Below are 20,195 nucleotides of genomic sequence, written 5' to 3' on the forward strand. Positions count from 1 at the left end.
CCCACGGCTGCACATTACCGCACCCGGGTCGTCGACGACAGTGCGGGCGCAGGCGGCCCCTCGGCGCGCGGCCCGACTCGGGCATGATGGGCGAGGGGGAAGGGGACGGCGTGAAGCGGCAGGCGGTGGGGGCGATCGCGGCGCAGGCGGCGCAGGCGGCGGTCAGCCTCGCGCTGCAGATCCTCGTCGCCCGCCTCCTCGGCATCGCGGACTACGGGCGCTTCGCGATCCTCTACGGTGTCGTCGTGCTGGCCTCGGGCATCGTCACGGGCCTCGTCGGCGACGCCCTCGTCGTGCTCGATCGCGCGTCCCGTCGCATCCGGGCGGGGCTGGAGGTCTGGCTCGCCGTGGCCGCCGGCGCGACCGCCCTGCTCGCGGGCGCCGTCGCGGCGCTCACCGGGTTCGCGAGCCCCCTGGAGGCGCTGCTGTTCGCGCTCGCGCTGGCCGCGTTCGTGGTGGAGGAGATCGTGCGCCGGCTCCTCATGGCCGGGTACGGGTTCACCCGTGTCGTGGCCGCCGACCTCACGGGTTTCGCGGTCAGTGCGGCTTTCCTCGGCGGTGCGGCCGCGCTCGGCGGGCTTTCGCTGGCGGCCTTCCTCGGCGCGATCGCGGCGGGGCAGAGCGTCGGCGCGCTGGTGGGCTGGCGGCTGCTGCCGCGCGCCGAGCGCGTGCTGGTCGGATGGCGCGGTGCGGATCTGGCGTCCGTGTGGGGATACGGGGCCTGGCGCGGACTGCAGCAGACGCTGAGACCGGCGATGCTCACGGTCGTCCGCCTCGCCGTGCTCGCGGTCTCCGGGGCGGCAGCGGTCGGTCTGCTCGAAGCGGCGCGCACCTACGCGTCGCCGCTCCTGCTCGTGGTCGGCGGCCTCTCGTCGTTCCTGTTCGTGCGCTTCGCCGACCGGCGGCGCGCGGGCGGCGCCGGATCGCTCCGCGAGGCCGACCGCGTCGTCGTCGTGCTCGTCGTCGGGACGACGGCGATGAGCGGCGTCGCCCTCGCCCTCGCCCCCTGGCTGGGTCCGCTCGCCTTCGGAGTCGCGTTCGATCCGGTGACGCTCGTCGGATGGCTCGTCTACGGCCTGTCGGTCGCGATGGTGACCCCCTACGGGGCGCTGAGCGCCGTCGGCGGGCGCCAGCGGGCCGTGTTCCTGATCCGCCTGGCCGACACGGTGCTGGCCCTCGTGCTCACGGCGGTCGTGCTGCTGGCCGGAGGCGGCGCCGCGCTCGTGCCGTTCGCGCTCGCCGCGGCATCCCTGCTCGGCGGACTCGCCCTCCGCGCGATCGCGGCCTCGGCGCGACCGGATGCCGATCCTCCCCCGGCCTGAGCCGTCCCCGGGGCCGTCTCTCCCAACCACCTGTGAGCAGAGGCGCGTCGAGCACTCTGGTGGTAGGTTCGGCCCAGCACGAAGACGCTCGGACGATGACAGGGGTACGTCCGGCGGTCGGGCTCATCTTGGGGGGGTGGGGAGCATGGACGACGTTCCGTATGGACGGATCCTGCGTGAAGGATGGCTGCTGGTCCTGATCATGGCGCTGCTCGGCGCGGGCGCGGCCTACGGTGTCGCGAAGCTGCTGCCGGAGACCTACGCGTCCACGTCGACGATGATGCTGCAGGTCGACTCGAAGGAAGCGTCGCTGTTCGAGCGCAACCAGTTCAGCCTGGCGCGGATCCGGTCGTATCCGGAGCTCGTCGACAGTCCGCAGGTGATCAGCGGCATCCGCACCGACCTGGGACTGTCGCCGGACGAGTACAGCGATCGTGACCTGCGGAGGATGGTCTCCGCCGAGAACACCACCGACACCGTGCTGCTCGTCGTGCGGGCCGACGCCCCGACGGCGCCGCTCAGCGCGGCGATCGCCAACGCGGCGGCGTCGCATCTGTCGCGCCTCATCGAGTCGACGGAGAACTCCGACGCGGACGATCGCTACCAGGTCAACCTCACGGTCGTGCTGCCGGCGGTCGAGCCGCTCGCGCCGGTCTCGCCGCAGGTGCTGGCGATCACCGGGCTCGGCCTCATCCTCGGCATCGCGGTCGGCGGCATCGTCGCGGTCTACCGCACCGTGACCAACCGCACCGTCATCACGATCTCCGACGTCCGTCGCCTGGCCGGGCTGCGGGTCGTCGGGCGCATCCCGCGGCGTCGGCGGTGGCGGCGCGGCGGGAGCCTCGATCAGGAGTCCGCCTGGGACGAGACGATCGCGAACCTCGGCGTGCTGGGCGGCCCGCAGGTGTCGGCCGTGCTCGTGCTGACGGCGTCCGACGACGCGATCGCCGACGCCGAGAAGGACGGCCTGGCCGCCGCCTTCGCCGCGGCGGGGCGCACTGCGACGATCGTCGACACCCGTGCCGACTCCGATCCGAGCGACGAGCCGGCATCGCTCGCCGCGCTCCTGGACCTCGTCGGGGAGGCGTCGTGGCCCGCGGACCTCGAGTTCGCCGCGGAGGTGGCGGGTCGGCGCTTCGCCGATGCCGTGCCTCCCTCCACGGCCGTGCTCCAGGAGCGGATGCCGCTACTCTGGGCGGCCCTCGCGGAGCACATCGACGCGGCCGTCGCGATCGCGGATGCCGGGGCGACCGCGGTCGCCCGCGAGCTCGTCCGCGACGGCACCGGCGTGGTCATCGCCGTGCGGAGCGGGTCGACGTCGGCATCCGCCCTGACGGCCCTGGTCACCAAGCTCTCCTTCGCCGACGTGCACCCGCTGGGGGTCCTCCTCACCGGCGCCCCGGCGCACTCCACGGGTGTCGTCACCGAGACCTGGCGGGGCGGCGACGACCCGCAGCCTGCGCCGACGCCGCGCTGAGGCTCCGCTGATGTCGACGGTCGTGCGATCGAGGATGCCCGTCCGCGTCGCGGCGCACGCCGACGCGGCGCATCCCACCCGTCGGCGCTTCGCCGTGCTCACGGCCCTGTTCCTGCTGGTGATCGTCAGCGTGATCCCGTGGCGGCCCCAGGCCTTCTATGCCGGAGGGGTGGACCCGGTGGTCCTCGCGAAGGCGGCGATCGCCCTCGTCGCCCTCGGCGGCGCCGCGGCGCTGACGCTGTACACGCGGCACCGCATTCCCGTCGGGCTCGGCCCCGCGGCCGTCCTCGCCCTCACGTTGGCCGTCAGCCTCCTCGGCGGCGTGGTCGCCGGCAACGGCACGGCCACCGCGGTGCTGGTGACGCGGGTGTTCATCGTCATGGCGACCCTGCTGCTGCTGCTGACCAACGCGCCGTGGGATCGGGCGGTGGCCGCGCTGCTGACGGCGATGTCCCTCGTGGCGATCGTCGCCGCGGCGACCGGTGCGCGCACCCTCGCCGGGGGACGTCTGGGCGGCGGCATCCCCGAGATCCATCCGAACGAGCTCGCTGGGCTGGCGGCGCTGCCGCTGATCGCCCTCGTCATCCTCGTGCTGCGTCGGGGTGTGCGGGCCGGGCCCGTCGCGGGCATCGTCGTGCTGTTCGCCATCGTCGTCGCGACCGGCTCGCGCATCGCGCTCGTCGGGACGCTGGCGGGCGCGATCGTGGCGCTGATCACCAACGGCGTCCGCCGACGCGGCGTGCTCTACGCGCTGCTCGCGTTCGTGCCGCTCGTCTACGCGGTCGTGGTGTTCACCGGCGTCGTCGACGGCCTCGCCAGTCGCGGCGGCACGTCGGCCGAGAGCACCGCGCTGGACTCGCGCCTCACGGGATGGCAGGTGGTGCTGGGCTGGGACTGGACGTCGTGGGAGCGCTGGCTGGGAGTGGGGCTGTCGGTCAAGGAGGTCGCGGTCCAGGAGAAGTGGCGCTCCTCGCAGGTGCTCGACAGCAGCTGGGTGTCGCTGCTCGCGCAGGCCGGCCTCGTCGGCGTCGTGCTCGTCGGCCTCCTCGTGGCGTGGTGTCTGGTCACCGCCGTGACGGCGGGCTCGCGCCGGGGTCTCGTGCTGCCGCTGCTGACGATGTTCGTCATCCGCACCTTCACGGAGAGCGGCATGGTCGACAGCGCCATGCCCTTCGTGCTGTTCGTCACGCTCTCGGCGGTGCTCACACGTCGCTCCCGGCACGGGGATCGCCCGCCGCCGGACGACCGGCCGCGGATTCACCCTCGCCAGGCGGGCGTCGTCGGCGTACGCTGAGGGAACGCATCCGGGGAACTGGGGCCCCGACACGGTGCGTGAGCACGTGGGGGGTGCTTTCCGTATGACGGATCACAGGGGTGGGATCGGGCGTGCGCGCACGCAGGCGCCGTGGCTGGTGTTCGCGCTCGTCGCGACGCTTCTCGTCGGCGGGATCGTGTGGGCGGTGGTGAGCCAGGGCCCGGCGGGGGATGCCGCGGCCGCCGCGTCGCCGTCGCCGTCGTGGGCCACGCCCACGCCGCAGCCGACGGCCTTCGAGACGCCGAGCCCCGGCGCGACCGCCGACGTCGCCAAGCCGCCCTCCTCGACGGAGGTGCCGCTCGATCAGGCCGCCCCGCCCGTGGCCGGCGCCGTCGTGGAGGTGGTCGGTCTCACCGCGGGCTCGTTCACCGGCGACGTCCCGGGCGAGCCGAGCGGGGATGCCATCACGGTGTCGGTGCGCATCGCGAACGGCGGGACGACGCCGATCGACACCGCAGGATCCAGCGTCACCCTCAGCTACGGCGGCGACGACAGGACGCCGGCGATCGCCGTCACGGACAAGACCGCGCGCACCTTCCCGGCATCCATCGCCCCGGGAGCCGAGGCCACGGCGGACTTCACGTTCGTCGCACCCCTTGCGGCGGAGGGGGACATCCGTGTTACCGTCGACCTGCTGGCGTCTGCGCCAGACATCGTCTTCGTCGGCCCCAGGCCGTAGCGGGCGCTGGGGGGACTATCGCCTTCGCGGCATCAACGGATGGGGATCCGGTCGCGGGGGATGACTGGGGGAGTCATGGTGCGTATTCGTGCCGGCGTCGGCGTACAGCGGACGCGGAACATCGCGGCGGTTTTCGTGACGGCGCTCGCCGTCGTCATCAGCGGCTTCGTCGCCGTCGCTCCGGCGCACGCCGACGTCAGCCCGCCGACGGGGACGCCGTCGACCGTGACCGCCGACGCGCTCCCGACGGTGCAGATCAACGGCATCGTCTGGGATCAGGCGGTCGTCGGCAACGTCGTCTACGCGGCCGGCAAGTTCACGTCCGCGCGCCCGGCCGGCGCGGCGGCGGGCACGAACGAGACGCCCCGCAGCAACCTGCTCGCCTACGACATCACGACCGGCGTCCTGATCGCCTCGTTCGCGCCGTCGATCAACGCGCAGGTGCGTCAGGTCGAGGCCTCGCCCGACGGCACGCGCCTGTACATCGTCGGCGACTTCACCACCGTCAACGGGCAGACGCGCAACCGCGTGGCGGCCTTCGACCTCCCGAGCGGGACGCTCTCGAGCTTCAACCCGAACTCCAACGGCGTCACCTCGGGCGTCGCCGCGACGAACGACACGGTCTATCTCACCGGCACCTTCGGCCGCATCTCCGGCAACGACCGCGCCGGTGCGGCGGCGGTCACCCGCGCCGGCGCGCTGCTGCCGTGGGCCCCGGTGCTCGAGGGGCGCCAGGGCCGCGTCGTCGTCGTCTCGCCCGACGGCGGCAAGGTCGTGCTCGGCGGCAACTTCCAGACGCTCAACGGGAGCAGCAATCCGGGCTACGGCCTCGCGATGGTCAGCGCCGCCGACGCCTCGCTGCTTCCCTTCCAGACGAACGACGTGATCCGCAACGCCGGGCTGGACGCCTCGATCTTGTCGCTCAAGTCCGACGGCGCCGGGTCGTTCTACGGCACGGGCTACGTGTACGGCAGCGGGGGGAACCTCGAAGGCAGCTTCCGCTCGTCGTGGGCGACGGGAAGCCTCGTGTGGGTCAACGACTGCCACGGCGACGAGTACGACGTCCAGCCGATGGGCGACGTCGTCTACGCGGCGGGCCACTCCCACTACTGCGGCAGCCTCGAGGACGGTTTCCCGCAGAGCGACCCGTGGACGTTCTACCGCGGCATCGCCGTGACCAACGAGCCCGCCCGCATCACGCCCGCCGGGCTCAACAACGGCTACTACGACTTCGGCGGCAACCCGGCGCCGCGACTGCTCCACTGGTTCCCGAGCTTCAACACGGGCTCGGTCAGCGGCGCATCGCAGGGACCGTGGACCGTCAACGGCAACGGACAGTACCTCGTCTACGGCGGCGAGTTCACCCGCGTGAACAACACCGGCCAACAGGGCCTCGTGCGCTTCGCGGTCGGCGGGAAGTCGACCAACGCGCAGGGGCCGCTCCTGTGGAACACGGCGTGGCCGGCGACTGCGATCTCGCTGTCGGGCGGATCCGTGCGCGTGAGCTGGCCGCTCAACTACGACCGCGACAGCGAGTTCCTCACCTACGAGGTGCTCCGCAACAACGTCGTCGTCAAGACGTTCGAGAACGTGCGCTCCAAGTCGCCCGACTGGGGCCTCCCCGCGATGGCCTACATCGACAACGCCGTGACGTCGGGAACGACCTACACCTACCGTGTGCGCGCGACCGATCCGCAGGGGCACGCGATCCTCGGGGGCACCGCGACGGTCACCGCGAGCGGGACCTCGACCGCGAGCGCCTACAGGGATGCCGTCCTCGCGGACGCGCCGCTGGACTACTGGCCTCTCGACGACGACTCGACGACCGTCTCCTACGACTGGGCGGGCGCGGCCGACCTGAGCGTCAACAGCGGCGTCGCACGCGGCACCGCCGGCGCCATGCTCAACGACGCGCGACCCTCGTCGACCTTCGACGGCAGCGCGGCGGGGTTCGCCTCGACGACGCAGCCGATCGCCGGTCCCGACTCGTTCGGCATCGAAGCGTGGATCAAGACGACCACGACGGCCGGCGGGAAGATCGTCGGGTTCGGCAACAGCTCCACGGGCACCTCGAGCAACTACGACCGCCACGTGTACATGGAGCCGGACGGGCGCATCACCTTCGGCGTCTACCCGGGCTCGGCGCAGACGATCACGTCGTCGAAGACCTACAACGACGGGCAATGGCATCAGATCTCCGCGGGCATGGGCGCGTCGGGCATGGTCCTGTACGTCGACGGTGTGCGCGTGGCCATGCGCACGGATGTCACGTCCGCGCAGCCGTACAACGGCTACTGGCGCGTCGGCGGCGACAGCCCGTGGTCGGGCAACGCCTTCTTCGCGGGGGCGATCGACGACGTCGCGATCTACGGGGCGCCGCTGACGCGCCAGCAGGTCGCCGCGCACTACGTCGCATCGGGGCGCACGCTGACCGCGGCGACCGCGCCGAGCGACGCCTACGGCGCCGCCGTGTACGCGCTCGAGCCCTCGCTCTACTGGCGTCTGGGTGAACAGAACGGACCGGTCGCCGCCGACTCCTCCGGCTTCGGCCAGCCCGGCACCTACATCGGCGCGGTCGCGCCGGGCGCGGGCGGGGCGCTCGCCGGGGTCGCCGACACCGCCGCGACCTTCGCCGGCGGTCAGGTCATCAGCAAGAACACGTTCTCCAATCCGAGGTCGTACTCCCTGGAGGCGTGGTTCCAGACGTCGACGACCACCGGCGGCAAGATCATCGGGTTCGGCAACAGCCCGGACGGCAACTCGAACAACTACGACCGGCACGTCTACATGACGCCGGACGGCACCCTCGTCTACGGCGTGTGGGTCGGGTTCGCCGAGACGCTGCAGTCGGGGCCCGGGTACAACGACGGTGCGTGGCACCACGTCGTGGCGACCCAGGGGAGCGAGGGCATGCGGCTCTACGTCGACGGCGTGCTGAAGGGGTCGAACACCCAGTCGAACGCGCAGGACTACACCGGCTACTGGCACGTCGGCGGCGACGTGACGTGGGGCCCGGGCGACTGGGAGTTCGACGGCCGCATCGACGAGGTCGCCGTCTACGCGGCCCCGCTCGCGGCGAGCGACGTCGCCCAGCATCACGCGCTGGGCGCGACGGGAGCGGCCGCCAATCTCCCGCCCACCGCCTCGTTCACGTCGAGCGTCACCAAGCTCGCGGTCGCCGTCGACGGGAGCGGCTCGACGGATGCCGACGGCACGGTCGCCGGGTACAGCTGGTCGTGGGGCGACGGGACGCCCGACGGTGCCGGTGCGACGGCGACGCACACCTATGCGGCGGCGGGCACCTACACGGTGACCCTGACCGTCACCGACGACAAGGGGGCGACGGCGACGTCGTCCGCGCCCGTCGTCGCGGTGGCCAACCAGGCGCCGTCGGCGTCGTTCACCTCGACCGCCACCGACCTCACGGTCGCCGTGGACGCGGGCGGATCGACCGACGGCGACGGGCATGTCACGGGGTACGCCTGGAACTGGGGCGACGGTTCCCCGGCGGGCAGCGGCGTCACGGCGACCCACGCCTACACGACGGCGGGCTCCTACACGATCACGCTCACCGTCACCGACGACGACGGGGCGACGGCCACGCAGGCGATCCCGGTGACGGTGACCGCTCCGGTCGTCGGGGCGACCTATGCGAACGACTCGTTCAACCGGGCCGTGGCGGCGGGGCTCGGCACCGCCGACAACGGCGGTGCGTGGACGCTGTCCAACACGGCATCCAACTATCGCGTCGACGGCACGAAGGCCGTCTTCATCCAGCCGTCCGCAACGTCGCAGCGCTACGCGTACCTGACGGGGGTGTCGTCCACCGACACCGCGGTCGACGTGGACGTGACGCTTCCGCAGCGTCCCGTCGGCGGCAGCGCGTACGTGACGGTGCACTCGCGGCGCGTGGGCATCGCGGAGTACAAGGCGCGGCTCGTCGTCGCCCCGTCGGGCGGCCTCACCGTGCAGTTGCAGCAGACGGGCGTGACCCTGGCGAACGTGGGCACCGCTCTCACCGTCGCCGCCGGCGACACCCTGCACGTGCGGACCGAGGCGGTGGGCACCTCGCCCACGACGCTGCGGGTGAAGGTCTGGAAGGTCGGCACGGCCGAGCCGACCGCCTGGACGGCGACGGCGACCGACGCCACCGCCGCCCTGCAGGCGCCGGGGGCCGTCGGGCTCGGCGTCTACCTCGGCGGCGGCGTGACCACCGTGCCCTTCGAGACGCGCTTCGACAACTTCTGGGCCGGATCGTCCGCGGGTGCGGCTCCGGTGAACCAGGCGCCGACGGCGGTGTTCACCTCGACGCCGTCGGGGCTGTCGGTGGCGGTGGACGGTTCGGGCTCGTCCGATCCGGATGGCACGGTGACGGCGTTCGCCTGGGACTTCGGTGACGGGGCGACCGGCACGGGGGCGACCGCGTCGCACGCCTACGCGGCGGCCGGGACGTACACGGTGAAGCTGACGGTGACCGACGACAAGGGCGCCACCGGCACCACGACCAACCCGGTGACCGTGACCGCGCCCGCCGCGGCCCCGTTCGCGGTGGATGCCTTCGAACGCACGTCGGGGACGGTCCTCGGGGCGGCGACCACCGGGGGGACCTGGACACAGACCTCCGGGACGGCCAACGTCGCGATCGACGCCGGCGCGGCGAAGCTGACGACGCAGGCCGCCGGGCAGACCCGTTCCGCCACGCTCAACGCGGCCACCTCGACGAGCACGGATCTGACGTTCGGCTTCTCGCTCTCCGCCCTCCCGACGGGCGCCCGGATGTACGTCTCGGCGCTCGGCCGGGTCGTGGGTTCCGACGACTACCGGGCCCGGTGGGTGATCGCGCCCGGCGGCGCCGTGCAGGCGCAGCTCGCGCGCGGCGGCACCGTGCTGGCGTCGCTGGATCTCCCGGGCTTCACCGTGAGCGCCGGCACGGTCTACAGCGTCCGGGTGCAGGTCGACGGCACCGGCACCACGGCGCTGCGCAGCAAGATCTGGCCGGCCGGGACGGCCGAGCCGGCGGCGTGGCAGCTGAGCACGACCGACACGACGGCCGCGCTGCAGACGGCCGGCTTCCCCGGCTTCACGACGTACGCGGGCACGGGCTTCACGGCCCTCCCGTCTGCGGTGCGGTTCGACGACTTCCAGGCGAAAGCCGTGACCCCGTGACGATCGCCCACGCCTACGCCCTGCTCGGCTCCGCGCAGAAGGGGCGGGGGCGGGGCGCGCCCGCCTACTCGCTGTACGTCAACCGCCCCGTCGGGCGGGTGATCGCCGCCGGGGCGTACACGTGGGGGCTGTCGCCGAACCAGGTGACGGCGGTCAGCGCGGTCCTCACCTTCACGGGCGTGGCGCTGCTGGCGCTGGTCCCGCCGTCGACGGCCCTCGGCATCGGCGTCTGGCTGCTGCTGGCCGCGGGGTATGCGTGGGACAGCGCCGACGGGCAGGTCGCGCGCCTCCGGGGTGGAGGATCGCTCGCCGGGGAATGGCTCGACCACGTCGTGGATGCCGCGAAGCTCGTCTCGCTCCACATCGCGGTGGCGATCGGCGCGTTCCGCTTCTTCGGCCTGCCGCTCGCGTGGACGCTGGTCCCGCTCGGGTTCGCGATCGTGGCGACGGTGACCTTCTTCGCCATGATCCTGAACGACCTGCTGCGCGCACGGTCGGGCGTGCCGCAAGCGGCGGAGGCGGGCGGCTCGTCGCCGCTGCGATCCGTTCTCGGACTCCCCGTCGACTACGGCGTGTGGTGCCTCTCGTTCGTGCTGTGGGGGATGCCGCCGGTCTTCGCCGTCGTGTACTCGCTGCTCGCGATCGCCGCCGTGCTCTATCTGGTGGCCGCGCTGCCGGTGTGGTTCCGACGCATGGGACGGCTCGGGTGAGCCCGCGACCGGCGGGGCGGCGTGAGAAGAGTCTCATAGTGCGTGGTCCGTCCACCGCGGGTTGTTAGGGTCGGTGTGACCCGCCGGTGTTTTCTGCCGCGGGCGGACTCTTGGGGAGAAAGAGACTCCTCATGCGTTCTTCGGCGACAGCCGTCTCCCTCCGCGCGCTGACGGCGATCGTCGCCGCGAGCGCGATCCTCTTCGGGGCCGTCCCCGCGGCGGCATCCGCGTCGCAGCCCGCCGCGGCATCCGGCCCGACGCTCGTCGTGTCCGACACGATGGATCGTCGGGTCTCGGCAGGGCTGGGCGACGCTCCGGTCGGCGGCGCGTACCGGCTCTCCGACCCGCGCGCGTTCGCCGTCTCGGGCGGGACCGCCCAGGCCACGCTGCGCGTACCGGGGACGTCGGTGACCGCATCGCCGGCCGTCGTGTCGGCGGAGGACGTGTCGCAGTCGGTCGTCTTCACCGTGCCGCAGCTGCCCGCCTTCGGCCGCGGCGTCTATCTCAATCTGCAGTCGCGCACGACCGCCGCCGGGCGGTATCACGTGCAGGTCGTCGTAGATGCGAAGGGTGCGGCGCTGCTGGAGGTGCTGCGGGTGAACGGCCGCACGCAGACGGTGCTCGCCCGCACGACGCAGGTCCCTCGCGTCAGCGCGGGCTCACCGCTCACCGTGCAGACCAGTGTGCGCGGAACTGCGGCGGTCGCGATCGACGCCAGCGTGAGCGTCGCCGGCGTCGTCGCGCGGGTGTCGGCGATCGACGCGAGCTCGTCGCGCCAGGCGGGCGCGGGTGGCGTGGGCGTCGGAGCCTACCTCTCCAGCAGCTCCCCCGCGCAGGCGATCGTCTTCGACGACTACCGCGTGACGACGACCGCAGCCGCCGCGACGCCCAGCGCTCCCGCGACCCCCACCGCGGCGCCGACCCCGACCGCCACGCCGACCCAGACCCCGACCGCCACGCCGACGCCGACTCCCGCCCCGACGCCGACGAGCGCGCCGCCCGCCGCCGTCCCCGCGACGACGGATGGCGCACCGGTCTGGGACGTCTCCGGCACGCGCCGCGTCCGTGGGGCCGCCCCCCTCGGCACCGTCGCGCCGCCCGCGCCCGCCGGCGCGATCTTCGTCGACTCACGCGCTCGCGCGGGCGGTGCGGGCACGGCGGCGGCGCCCCTCTCGACCGTGCAGAGCGCCGTCGACCGGGCGGCGGCCGGTGCCGTGATCGTCGTGCGCGGCGGCACCTACAACGAGAGCGTCACGGTCCCGGCCGGAAAGGGCGTGACGATCCAGTCCGCGCCGGGAGAGCAGGTGTGGCTCGATGGATCGCGCCTCGTCACGGGGTGGAAGAACGCCGACGGCGCCTGGTACGTGGACGGCTGGACCTCCGACTTCGACTCGAGCCCGACCTTCACCCGCGGCGCCGCCGACGGCACCGCGAGCGGCTGGCAATGGCTCAACTCCGCGCATCCGCTCGCCGCGCATCCCGACCAGGTCTGGATCGACGGTGCCGCCCTCGCGCAGGTCGGCAGCCGTGCGGCGCTCGCGCCGGGCACGTTCTACGTGGATGCCGCCGCGCGCCGTCTCTACATCGGATCCGCACCGGACGGGCATCAGGTGCGCGCGTCGGTGCTGGCCAAGGCGCTGTCGGTGCGAGGCGAGGGCACGGTCGTGCGCGACATCGGCATCCGGCGCTACGCCACCTCGGTCTGGATGATGGGCACGGTCACGATCGAGGCGCCGCGGGCTGTTCTCGACAACGTCGTCGTGTACGACAACGCGACCACGGGCGTGTTCGTGGGGGCGAGCGATGCCACCCTGCACGGCGTGACGGTGGCGCGAAACGGCCTCATGGGGATCGGAGCGAACCTCGCCGACCGCCTGCGCGTCGATGACGTACTCGCCGTCGAGAACAACGCCGAGCACTTCAACCAGGCCCCCGTGTCGGGCGGGATCAAGATCGCGAAGTCGCGCGGTGTCGACATCACCGACTCCGCGTTCCTGCGCAACGACGGTCCGGGGATCTGGACCGATCAGTCGGTCTACGACCTGACGGTGGCCTCCAGCGACCTCGTCGGCAACCTCGGTCACGGCGCGTTCATCGAGCTCACCCAGAAGGTGGACGTCGTGGATGACCTCGTGGTCGGAAACGGCGGCAACGGGCTGAAGATCAACAACACCGGGGACGTCCTGATCTGGAACAACACGATCGTCGGCGGCAACCGCACCGTCAACATCGTGCAGGATCCGCGTGACGCCGCCGACCCGGCGGTGCCGGGCCACGACCCGCGACGCCCTTTCCCGGACCCCACGATGCCCTGGCTGATCCGTGACATCTCGATCGGCAACAACGTGATCGCCGGCAGCTCCGGCACGTGCACGTTGTGCGTCGAGGACTACTCGCACCGGTACGCCGCAAGCGACCTGAACATCCGCTCGGACGGCAACGTGTTCCAGCGGAACACGGCCTCACCGGCCGGCGCCCCGCAGCCCGCGTGGCTCGTCGTGTGGTCCCGCGGCGCGGCGAACGTGAATCCGTTCGTGTTCACCTCGCTGGACGCGTACCGCGTGGCCACCGGACAGGATCTCCATTCGCTCGCGATCGACGGCCGTCCCGTGACCGCGGCGAACGGCGCCCTGCTCGGCGACGTGCCGGTGAACGGCCTCGCGCAGGCGCGACCCGCGCGTGCGGCCGCGCTGTGGACGGGCGCCCCGAACGGTGTCGGGGCGCGGATGCCCTGATCGGCGACCGCGCCCGGGCCGGCGCCGCCGGCACGCGGCCGCGGCACCCCGCAGCCGCGACGCAATGACGGGCGGCGGGGTGCGGGGCGGCGGGGTGCGCGCCCGGGTCCTGCTACTTCGCCGGGCCGGCCCACAGACTGTCGTAGGAGTAGACCACCGGCGCCGCCGTCGCGCTCGCGGACAGGTAGCTGTTGATCCCGACGACGCCGGGTGCCTGCAGCACGGCCGTCGCGTCGGTGGACGTGAGCGTCCACGCGGCGGGCTCCGGCGACGCGGTGCGCCAGACCTTGGCCTTCAGGGTCGTGGCGTTGACACCGGTCACCTGGAAGCGGATGCTGAGCGCGTCGCCCGCCGTCACCGTCGTGTTCGGGATCGTGAGGCTGGTGAGCACCGTCTCCGTTCCGCCGACCGTGCGGGTCAGCCACACCGCGACGGCGCCGGTGGAGGCCACGCGCACCTTGGCGCGGTAGTCGTTCGCGGCGTCGACCTGGCGTCCGATGGCCGAGAAGTAGGAGCCGCCTCCGGTCGCGGGCTGGTTGAACGACACCGTGAACCGCTCTTCGGTGTCCGTCGACGGTGCCGCCGACGTCAGCGCGGCGGTGTAGGAGTTGCCGGGCGACAGAGTGACCTTGCCGACCCCGCCGGCGACGGAGAACTTCGAGGTCGCGGTCGTGGTTCCCGGCGTGATCGCCCACGTCCCGCCGACATCGGCCGCACCCCACCCGCCGGTCGCGGTGCGTTCGAAGTCGTCGCGCGCCCACACGCGCGCAGCGGTGACGGTCACCGCTGCGCTCTGCGTCGCGGTGATGCCGCGGTCGTCCGCGACCGTGAGGGTGACGGTGTACGTGCCGGCACTCGCATAGTCGTGCGTCGCGGTCGCTCCCGAGCCGGTGGTCCCGTCGCCGAAGTCCCAGGCGTACGAGGCGACCGTCCCGTCGGGGTCGGCCGAGCCGCTGCCGTCCGCGGTCACCCGCAGATCGGCGACCGTGGTGGTGAACGCGGCGGTCGGCGCACGGTTGGCCACGACCGTGACGGCGCGGGAGGTCGTGGCCGTCGCGCCGGCGTCGTCGGTGACGGTCAGCGCGACCGTGAAGGTCCCGGCCGAGGCGTACGTGTGCGTCGCGGTCGGTCCCGCGCCGGTCGTCCCGTCGCCGAAGTCCCAGGCAGAGGAGGCGACCGTGCCGTCGGCATCGGACGAGGCCGTGGCGTCCACCGTGAGCGCGAGGAAGTCGGTCGTCGAGGTGAACGCGGCGACCGGCGCCTGGTTCGGACGGGCGCTGGCGGTGACCGTGCGGGTCGTCGTCCCGGTGAGCCCGTCGTTGTCGGTGACGGTGAGGCGCACCGTGTAGTCCCCGGGCGCGGCGTACGTGTGCGCCGCCGTCGCCCCGGTGGCGGTGGACCCGTCGCCGAAGTCCCACGCGTAGGAGGAGACGCTGCCGTCCGTGTCGCGGGATGCGCTCGCATCGGCCGTCAGGGCGAGGTGGTCCATCGTCGGCGTGAAGGATGCCGTGGGCGCCTGGTTCGGCGCGACGGTCACCGTCTTCGACAGTGCTCCGGTCAGCAGGGTCGCGTCGGTCGCCGTCAGCGTCACCGTGTATGTCCCGGCCGCGGCATAGGTGTGGGTCGCCGTCGGGCCGGCCGCCGACGTCCCGTCGCCGAAGTTCCACGCGTAGGTGGCGAGGTTGCCGTCGGCATCCGTCGTGGCGGAGGCATCCACGCCGATGCCGAGATATGTCGACGACAGCGTGAAGGCGGCGACCGGCGCGCGCTCGCTCGGCACTCGTCCGGCGGCGGCGTAGTGCGCGCGCACGCGGTCCTCACTGAGGACGCCGGGGTAGACGGCGACCTCGTCGAGGGTCGCGGCGATGTAGTTGCTGGAGGTGTTCCCCCACGTCTTGTCCCCGCCGATCCGCCAGAATCCGCGGTAGGCCTGGCCGGTGGCCACGGGCGAGCTCGCGACGAGCTGCGTGTCGATCCACAGCTTCATCCCGCTGGCGCCCTGCGAGGCGACGAGGTGGTGCCACTGGCCGTCGTTGTAGGCGCCGGTGCTGGTGATCGTGTTCTGCGTCCCGTTGTACGTGCCGAAGTTGACCCGTCCGTTCGACTGCATCACGACGTGACGGTCGTAGCTGCTGCTCAGACCGGAGGACGTGTTGCCGAACCCGATCAGCTTGCCGCCCTTGGTGCTCGTCGTCTTGAACCACAGCTCTGCGCTGTAGGCCAGCGGCGAGTCCCACGCCTCCTGGGCGACGCCGACCGCATTGGTCCCGTTGAAGGTGGTGGCCGTCCCGGAACCCGTGATGCCGGCCACCGAGCGGGTGACCGCTCCGGCCAGTGCGCCCGTGGGTCCGCCCGCGGCGGCATCCGTCAGGGTGGTGCTGCCGGCGGGCTCATCGAGCCGCCAGTACAGGTCGGGACGGTCGGTCGACACCGTCGCCCCGTAGGCGTCGGTCGCGACGGCGCTCCAGCTCGCGGAACGTCCGCTGGCGAGGTAGTGCGCCTGGACGTCGCTCTGCGGCAGGGCCTTCGGGTAGACGGCCACGTCGTCGATGCTGCCGGCGAGGCCGGCGTCGTTCGGACGGTTGGTGAAGCCGCCGGTCTGGTCGGCGCCGATGCGCCAGTAGCCCGCGTAGCTCTTCGGTGAGGTCGCGGCCTGCGACCTGCCCGCGCGGATGCCGTCGACGTACAGCTGCATGCCGGAGCCGTCGACCGTGCCCACGATGTGGTGCCACTGGCCGTCGTTCACCCCGGCGCGGCTGAAGATCGTGCGGTAACTGCCGTCGTTGATCGCGAAGTTCGCACGCCCGGAGGCATCGAGGTACAGCACGCGGTCGGTGCCGCCGGACGACGACGTGCCCGTGGCGGAGTCGCCGAAGCCGACGATGCGTCCACCCCGGGTGCTGGTCGTGTTCACCCAGGCTTCGACGGTGACCGCGGCATCGCTGGGGACGACGTCCTGTGTCGTCATCCGGGGCGTGCTGCCGCCGGTCGACGTCACGGCGGTGTCGGTGTCGCCAGCGAGCGCGCCCGGCGTGCCGAGGGTGAGGCTCGTCGTGGTTCCGGGCATGTCGCCGATGTCGTCGTACAGGCGCGTGCCGGAGCCCTCGCCCAGACGCCAGTAGTGCGAGGCGCCGCTGCTGCGCACGGCCGAACGATAGGCGGATGTCGCCGCATCGGAGACGGTGGTCCAGGGCGACCAGGCGCTCCATTGCACGTTGCCGTCGGCATCCTTCGCGCGCACCTGGTAGCGCACCTGGGCGCCGGGCGTCTGTCCGGTGTCGGTGATGCTGAGGCTCGGCAACGACCAGAACCGGCTGTCCGTGCGGGTGAAGGTCGCGATCTTCGTGGCCGGGCTGCGGAAGACGTCGTAGGTGATGGGGGCGCCGTCGCGGTCCCAGGCGCTCGCGAAGGGCACGCGTACCGTGCCGCGCTCGTTCGAGTACGGCGCCGGTGTCATCGCGGAGGTGTAGATGGGCCCGCTCAGGTGCGGCGACACCGTGCGCTTGCCGAACCGGGCGAGTCCCTGCTGGGCCGTGCTGCCCACCTTCGGGAACTCGCCGGCGAGCACCACGTAGTCGCTGTTGCCCGTCACGCTCCAGGCCGCTTGGCGGGCGGAGGTGTAGGAGCCGAACTCCAGGTCGGGGTACCAGTTGAGCAGGCCGGCGTACGGCAGACCCGTGAAGTCCCACCCGTAGGCGTCCTTGCGCGTGATGACACCGGTCGGCGAGGTCGGTTCGGCGGTCGCCTTCATCCACCGCGACCGAGGGTTGGTGTCGGGGAACCCGCCGACGACGCTGCAGTCGTGACGGTGACCGACGGCGTACAGCACGCCCCCCTGCGGGAAGCTCGAGTAGGTGTCGCCGAGGCAGTCGTTCACCCAGTTCAGGGCGCCCGTGTAGGGATCGGCGGCGAAGGTGCCCTCGAACGAGGCGCCGGCACCGAAGGCGTAGCCCGTGCCGTAGACCTGCGTGCCGTCGGTGCTGAGGCTGGAGATCGCACCGTTCAGCCCCGCGGTGCGGATGCGGTCGACCGCCGCCCACGGCAGGGCCGCGCCCGTCGCGGCATCCAGGGCTCCCATGCCGAACGCGGCGGCGCCGTTGAGGAGGGTGAACGATCCGGCGACGATGATGCGGGAGTTGTCGGGGCTCGTCAGCATGTCCCAGACGAACCCGTTGCCGGCGGCGGTCGGCGCCCACGGCGTGAGCGCCGCCGTCGTCGCGTTCCAGGCGGCGAGCTCGGTGCGCGGCTGACCATTGCTGGAACGGAAGTTGCCGCCGGCGTACACGGTGTCGCCGATCACGGCGAAGCCGCGCACCTGCCCGTCCGTGCGGGGCGCCCAGCCGGTGAGCGCTCCCGTCGCGACGTCGAAGGCGGCCACGTGCGCCCGTGCCTGCCCGTCGACGGTCGTGAAGTCGCCGCCGAAGTAGACCGTCTTGCCGTCGGGCGCGGCCCGGACGACCAGCCCCTGCGCGTCGAAGGAATGCGAGAAGTTCGGGGCCGGGTTGCCCGTCGTGATGTCGAAGGCGAACACGTTGTTCGCGTCGATCTCTCCCGCCCCTCCCGCGGCCACCCCGGGGGGCCGGGCCTTGGTGAAGCTGCCGGTGACGTACACGGTGTTGCCGGCGACGGCCTGACTCCAGACGACGCCGTTGATCTGCCAGGTGGGCAGGAGGTCGACGGTCGCGGTCTCGGGCGCCGCAGGCGCCGCGTCCGCGTAGGCGGGCGCGGCGGTGACGACGACGGCTCCGGCGACGATCGTCGCCAGGGCGATGACGGGGGCGAGCAGGCGGGCCAGCCGCGGTCGGCGCGAAGTGGTGCGGATCATGATGTTCCTCGGACGGAGTGCGGGACGCCGTGGCAGGCGGGACGGACGGACATCAGCTGAGAGCCCCGCGGAAGACCGCGGAGGTGTGGACGGCGTCGAAGTCGACGACGATCGTGAGCGGCGTGGAGTGATCGGCCGGTGCCGCGACGGCGTACACGGCGGTCGTGATCGCTGCGGGCCCGACCGTGCCGGCGAAGTCGCGTGCGCCGGACTCCGTCGTGTACACGGGAACGAGGCGGGCTCCGGAAGAGTCGAGCACCGTGACCACGGTGGACGACACGTCGATCTCGCCGTCCGACCCGTTGGTCAGCTCGAGCGAGATGCGCGCGAACTCGCGGCCCGTCGCGGCGCCCGGTCCCTGTGCGGTCTCGGACCCGTACGTCACGGACGAGATCCTCAGCACGACGCCGTCGCCGTACGTCACCTGTTCGGCCGGCGAGGCGACCGCCGCGCTGATCGCGGGAGCGGCGGGGGCGCCGTCGCGGCCGGCTTTCGGGACGGGCGCATCCGCGGCTGCCGTCGGCGCCGCGGGGGCGGGCGATGCGGTCGCGGCCGTTCCGGGCGTCGTCGTGGGCGTCGCCGCGGCCGGCGTCGCCGCGGGCGGGGATGCCGCATCGCCGCGGGACGAGGCCGCGCAGCCCGTCGCCCCGGCGGCGACGATCAGCGCCAGCAGCGTCGCGCCGATGCCGCGGGACAGCGCCCCGGACGCAGATCTCTCGGTGGTCATGGTGTCAGCTCCTCCGTGAGTCGCGGCCGTCGTGATCCGGCCTGCGGGGAGGGTGCGTGCGCCGGCGCAGCGGCCGATCCCGTCTCCTCGCCCAGGCGTTCGAGAAGCGCCGCGGACAGCGCGCGGTGGTACCGATCGGGGGAGTGGCGCAGCCGGACGCGCTCGGCATCCCCCCAGGCGCCCTCCCGCATCGCATCCCATTCGTCGTGCACGCGCCGCAGTCCCGCCGCGAGGGCGTCGACGTCGTTCGTGGCCACCAGGAGCGCCGAGGCGAGGTCCGCGGACGCCTCCCGCAGGCCGGTGTGGTCGGCCGCCACGACGGGGCGGGCGCACAGCGCGGCCTCGATGAGCACGTTGCCGAACGACTCCGCGCCGCGCGACGGGACGACGGCGACATCGGCGGCGGAGAGGCGGTCCCACACCGAGCGCTGGAAGCCGGCGAATCGCACCCGCTCGCCGATGGCGAGCTCGGAGACGCGGTCGCGCAGGCTCTGCTCGTACCACTCGTAGCCCGGGAAGACGTCGCCGACGATCTCCAGCTCGGCCGCCAGCCCGAGCCCCTGCAGCCGCGCCACCGCGTCGACGACGAGGTCGACGCCCTTGCGCGGCGAGAGCCGCCCGACGTAGACGATGCGCAGCGGTGCGTCGAGGCGGATCCGGGCGGGGGTCGGTGCCGACGGTCCGGCGACGCCGTTGGGAACGACGCGCGCGCGATCGCGGCGCTCCAGCCACGCCGAGCCGGCGACGCGCCGACTGGTCTGAGAGTTGAAGATCACGCCCGACGCCCACCGCAGGGGGCGGGTGAGGATCGCCCGCGCGGCGGCGGGAAGCGTCGACTCGGCTTCGTGCACGTGGACGACGCTCGGCACGCCCGCGCGGCGGGCGGCGAGGATCCAGAACGGGATGGTCACGGTGTTCACCAGCACCACATCGGCGCCGACGTCGGCGATGAGGCGCCGCATCCTCGGCCCGTGCGCCACGACGTCGCCAAGCAGTCGCACGAGACCGCGCGGACGCAGGGCGCTCTTGCGGATGACGGGCGCATCGAGGAAGCGGACGTCGGCCCCGGCGGCGCGAAGGAGCGGGATGAGCGGGCCGTCGTCCGAGCTCGTCACGACCACGCGCCACCCGAGCTCGACGAGGCCGCGGACCCCTTCGAGCATCATCCGGTCCGACCCGTACAGATCGGCGGACGGGTTGGCGACGAGGACGGTGCGAGCGCGATCGGCGGCGGACATG

The 20,195-nt window shown here is 72.8% G+C and carries 10 protein-coding genes; 7 read left to right on the forward strand and 3 right to left on the reverse strand.

Annotated features, from left to right (window positions below; all coding sequences use genetic code 11):
* Nucleotides 1–110: 110 nt before the first annotated feature.
* From L0965_RS07615 to L0965_RS07645, 7 genes are all read left to right on the forward strand, one after another.
* Entirely contained in the window at nucleotides 111–1,322 is a 1,212-nt protein-coding gene (locus L0965_RS07615; protein ID WP_157831655.1) for a hypothetical protein, read from the forward strand.
* A 145-nt stretch (nucleotides 1,323–1,467) separates the two neighbouring features.
* A complete protein-coding gene (locus L0965_RS07620; protein WP_157831654.1) occupies nucleotides 1,468–2,799 on the forward strand; it encodes a YveK family protein in 1,332 nt (443 codons plus the stop codon).
* A gap of 10 nt (nucleotides 2,800–2,809) precedes the next feature.
* Nucleotides 2,810–4,093 (forward strand): O-antigen ligase family protein, encoded by a 1,284-nt coding sequence (locus tag L0965_RS07625; RefSeq protein ID WP_157831653.1) that lies wholly within the window; start codon nucleotides 2,810–2,812, stop codon nucleotides 4,091–4,093.
* Nucleotides 4,094–4,157: 64 nt separating this feature from the next.
* Nucleotides 4,158–4,793 carry a hypothetical protein gene (locus tag L0965_RS07630; protein WP_101306995.1) on the forward strand — a complete coding sequence of 212 codons (636 nt, stop codon included), beginning with the start codon at nucleotides 4,158–4,160 and terminating at the stop codon, nucleotides 4,791–4,793.
* 75 nt (nucleotides 4,794–4,868) lie between these two features.
* Nucleotides 4,869–9,959 carry a PKD domain-containing protein gene (locus tag L0965_RS07635; RefSeq protein ID WP_198553646.1) on the forward strand — a complete coding sequence of 1,697 codons (5,091 nt, stop codon included), beginning with the start codon at nucleotides 4,869–4,871 and terminating at the stop codon, nucleotides 9,957–9,959.
* Complete coding sequence (locus L0965_RS07640; protein ID WP_157831652.1) at nucleotides 9,956–10,669, forward strand: CDP-alcohol phosphatidyltransferase family protein; 714 nt, start codon at nucleotides 9,956–9,958, stop codon at nucleotides 10,667–10,669. Before L0965_RS07635 ends, L0965_RS07640 begins: the two co-directional genes overlap by 4 nt.
* Nucleotides 10,670–10,800: 131 nt before the next feature.
* Nucleotides 10,801–13,404, forward strand: coding sequence for a right-handed parallel beta-helix repeat-containing protein (locus tag L0965_RS07645; protein WP_157831651.1), 2,604 nt, complete (start codon nucleotides 10,801–10,803; stop codon nucleotides 13,402–13,404).
* 112 nt (nucleotides 13,405–13,516) lie between these two features.
* Here L0965_RS07645 and L0965_RS07650 read toward each other — a convergent pair whose 3' ends face one another.
* Genes L0965_RS07650 through L0965_RS07660 form a run of 3 tightly spaced genes read right to left on the reverse strand, consistent with a single transcriptional unit; the run spans nucleotide 13,517 to nucleotide 20,194 of the window.
* Nucleotides 13,517–18,229 carry a LamG domain-containing protein gene (locus L0965_RS07650; protein ID WP_101306990.1) on the reverse strand — a complete coding sequence of 1,571 codons (4,713 nt, stop codon included), beginning with the start codon at nucleotides 18,227–18,229 and terminating at the stop codon, nucleotides 13,517–13,519.
* 52 nt (nucleotides 18,230–18,281) lie between these two features.
* Entirely contained in the window at nucleotides 18,282–18,956 is a 675-nt protein-coding gene (locus L0965_RS07655; protein ID WP_157831650.1) for a hypothetical protein, read from the reverse strand.
* Nucleotides 18,953–20,194, reverse strand: coding sequence for a glycosyltransferase (locus L0965_RS07660; RefSeq protein ID WP_101306988.1), 1,242 nt, complete (start codon nucleotides 20,192–20,194; stop codon nucleotides 18,953–18,955). The genes L0965_RS07655 and L0965_RS07660 overlap by 4 nt, the downstream gene beginning before the upstream one ends.
* Nucleotide 20,195 lies beyond the last annotated feature (1 nt).

This window comes from Microbacterium sp. NFH-22A-Y (genome assembly GCF_021401375.1).
GTDB classification, from domain to species: domain Bacteria; phylum Actinomycetota; class Actinomycetes; order Actinomycetales; family Microbacteriaceae; genus Microbacterium; species Microbacterium hominis.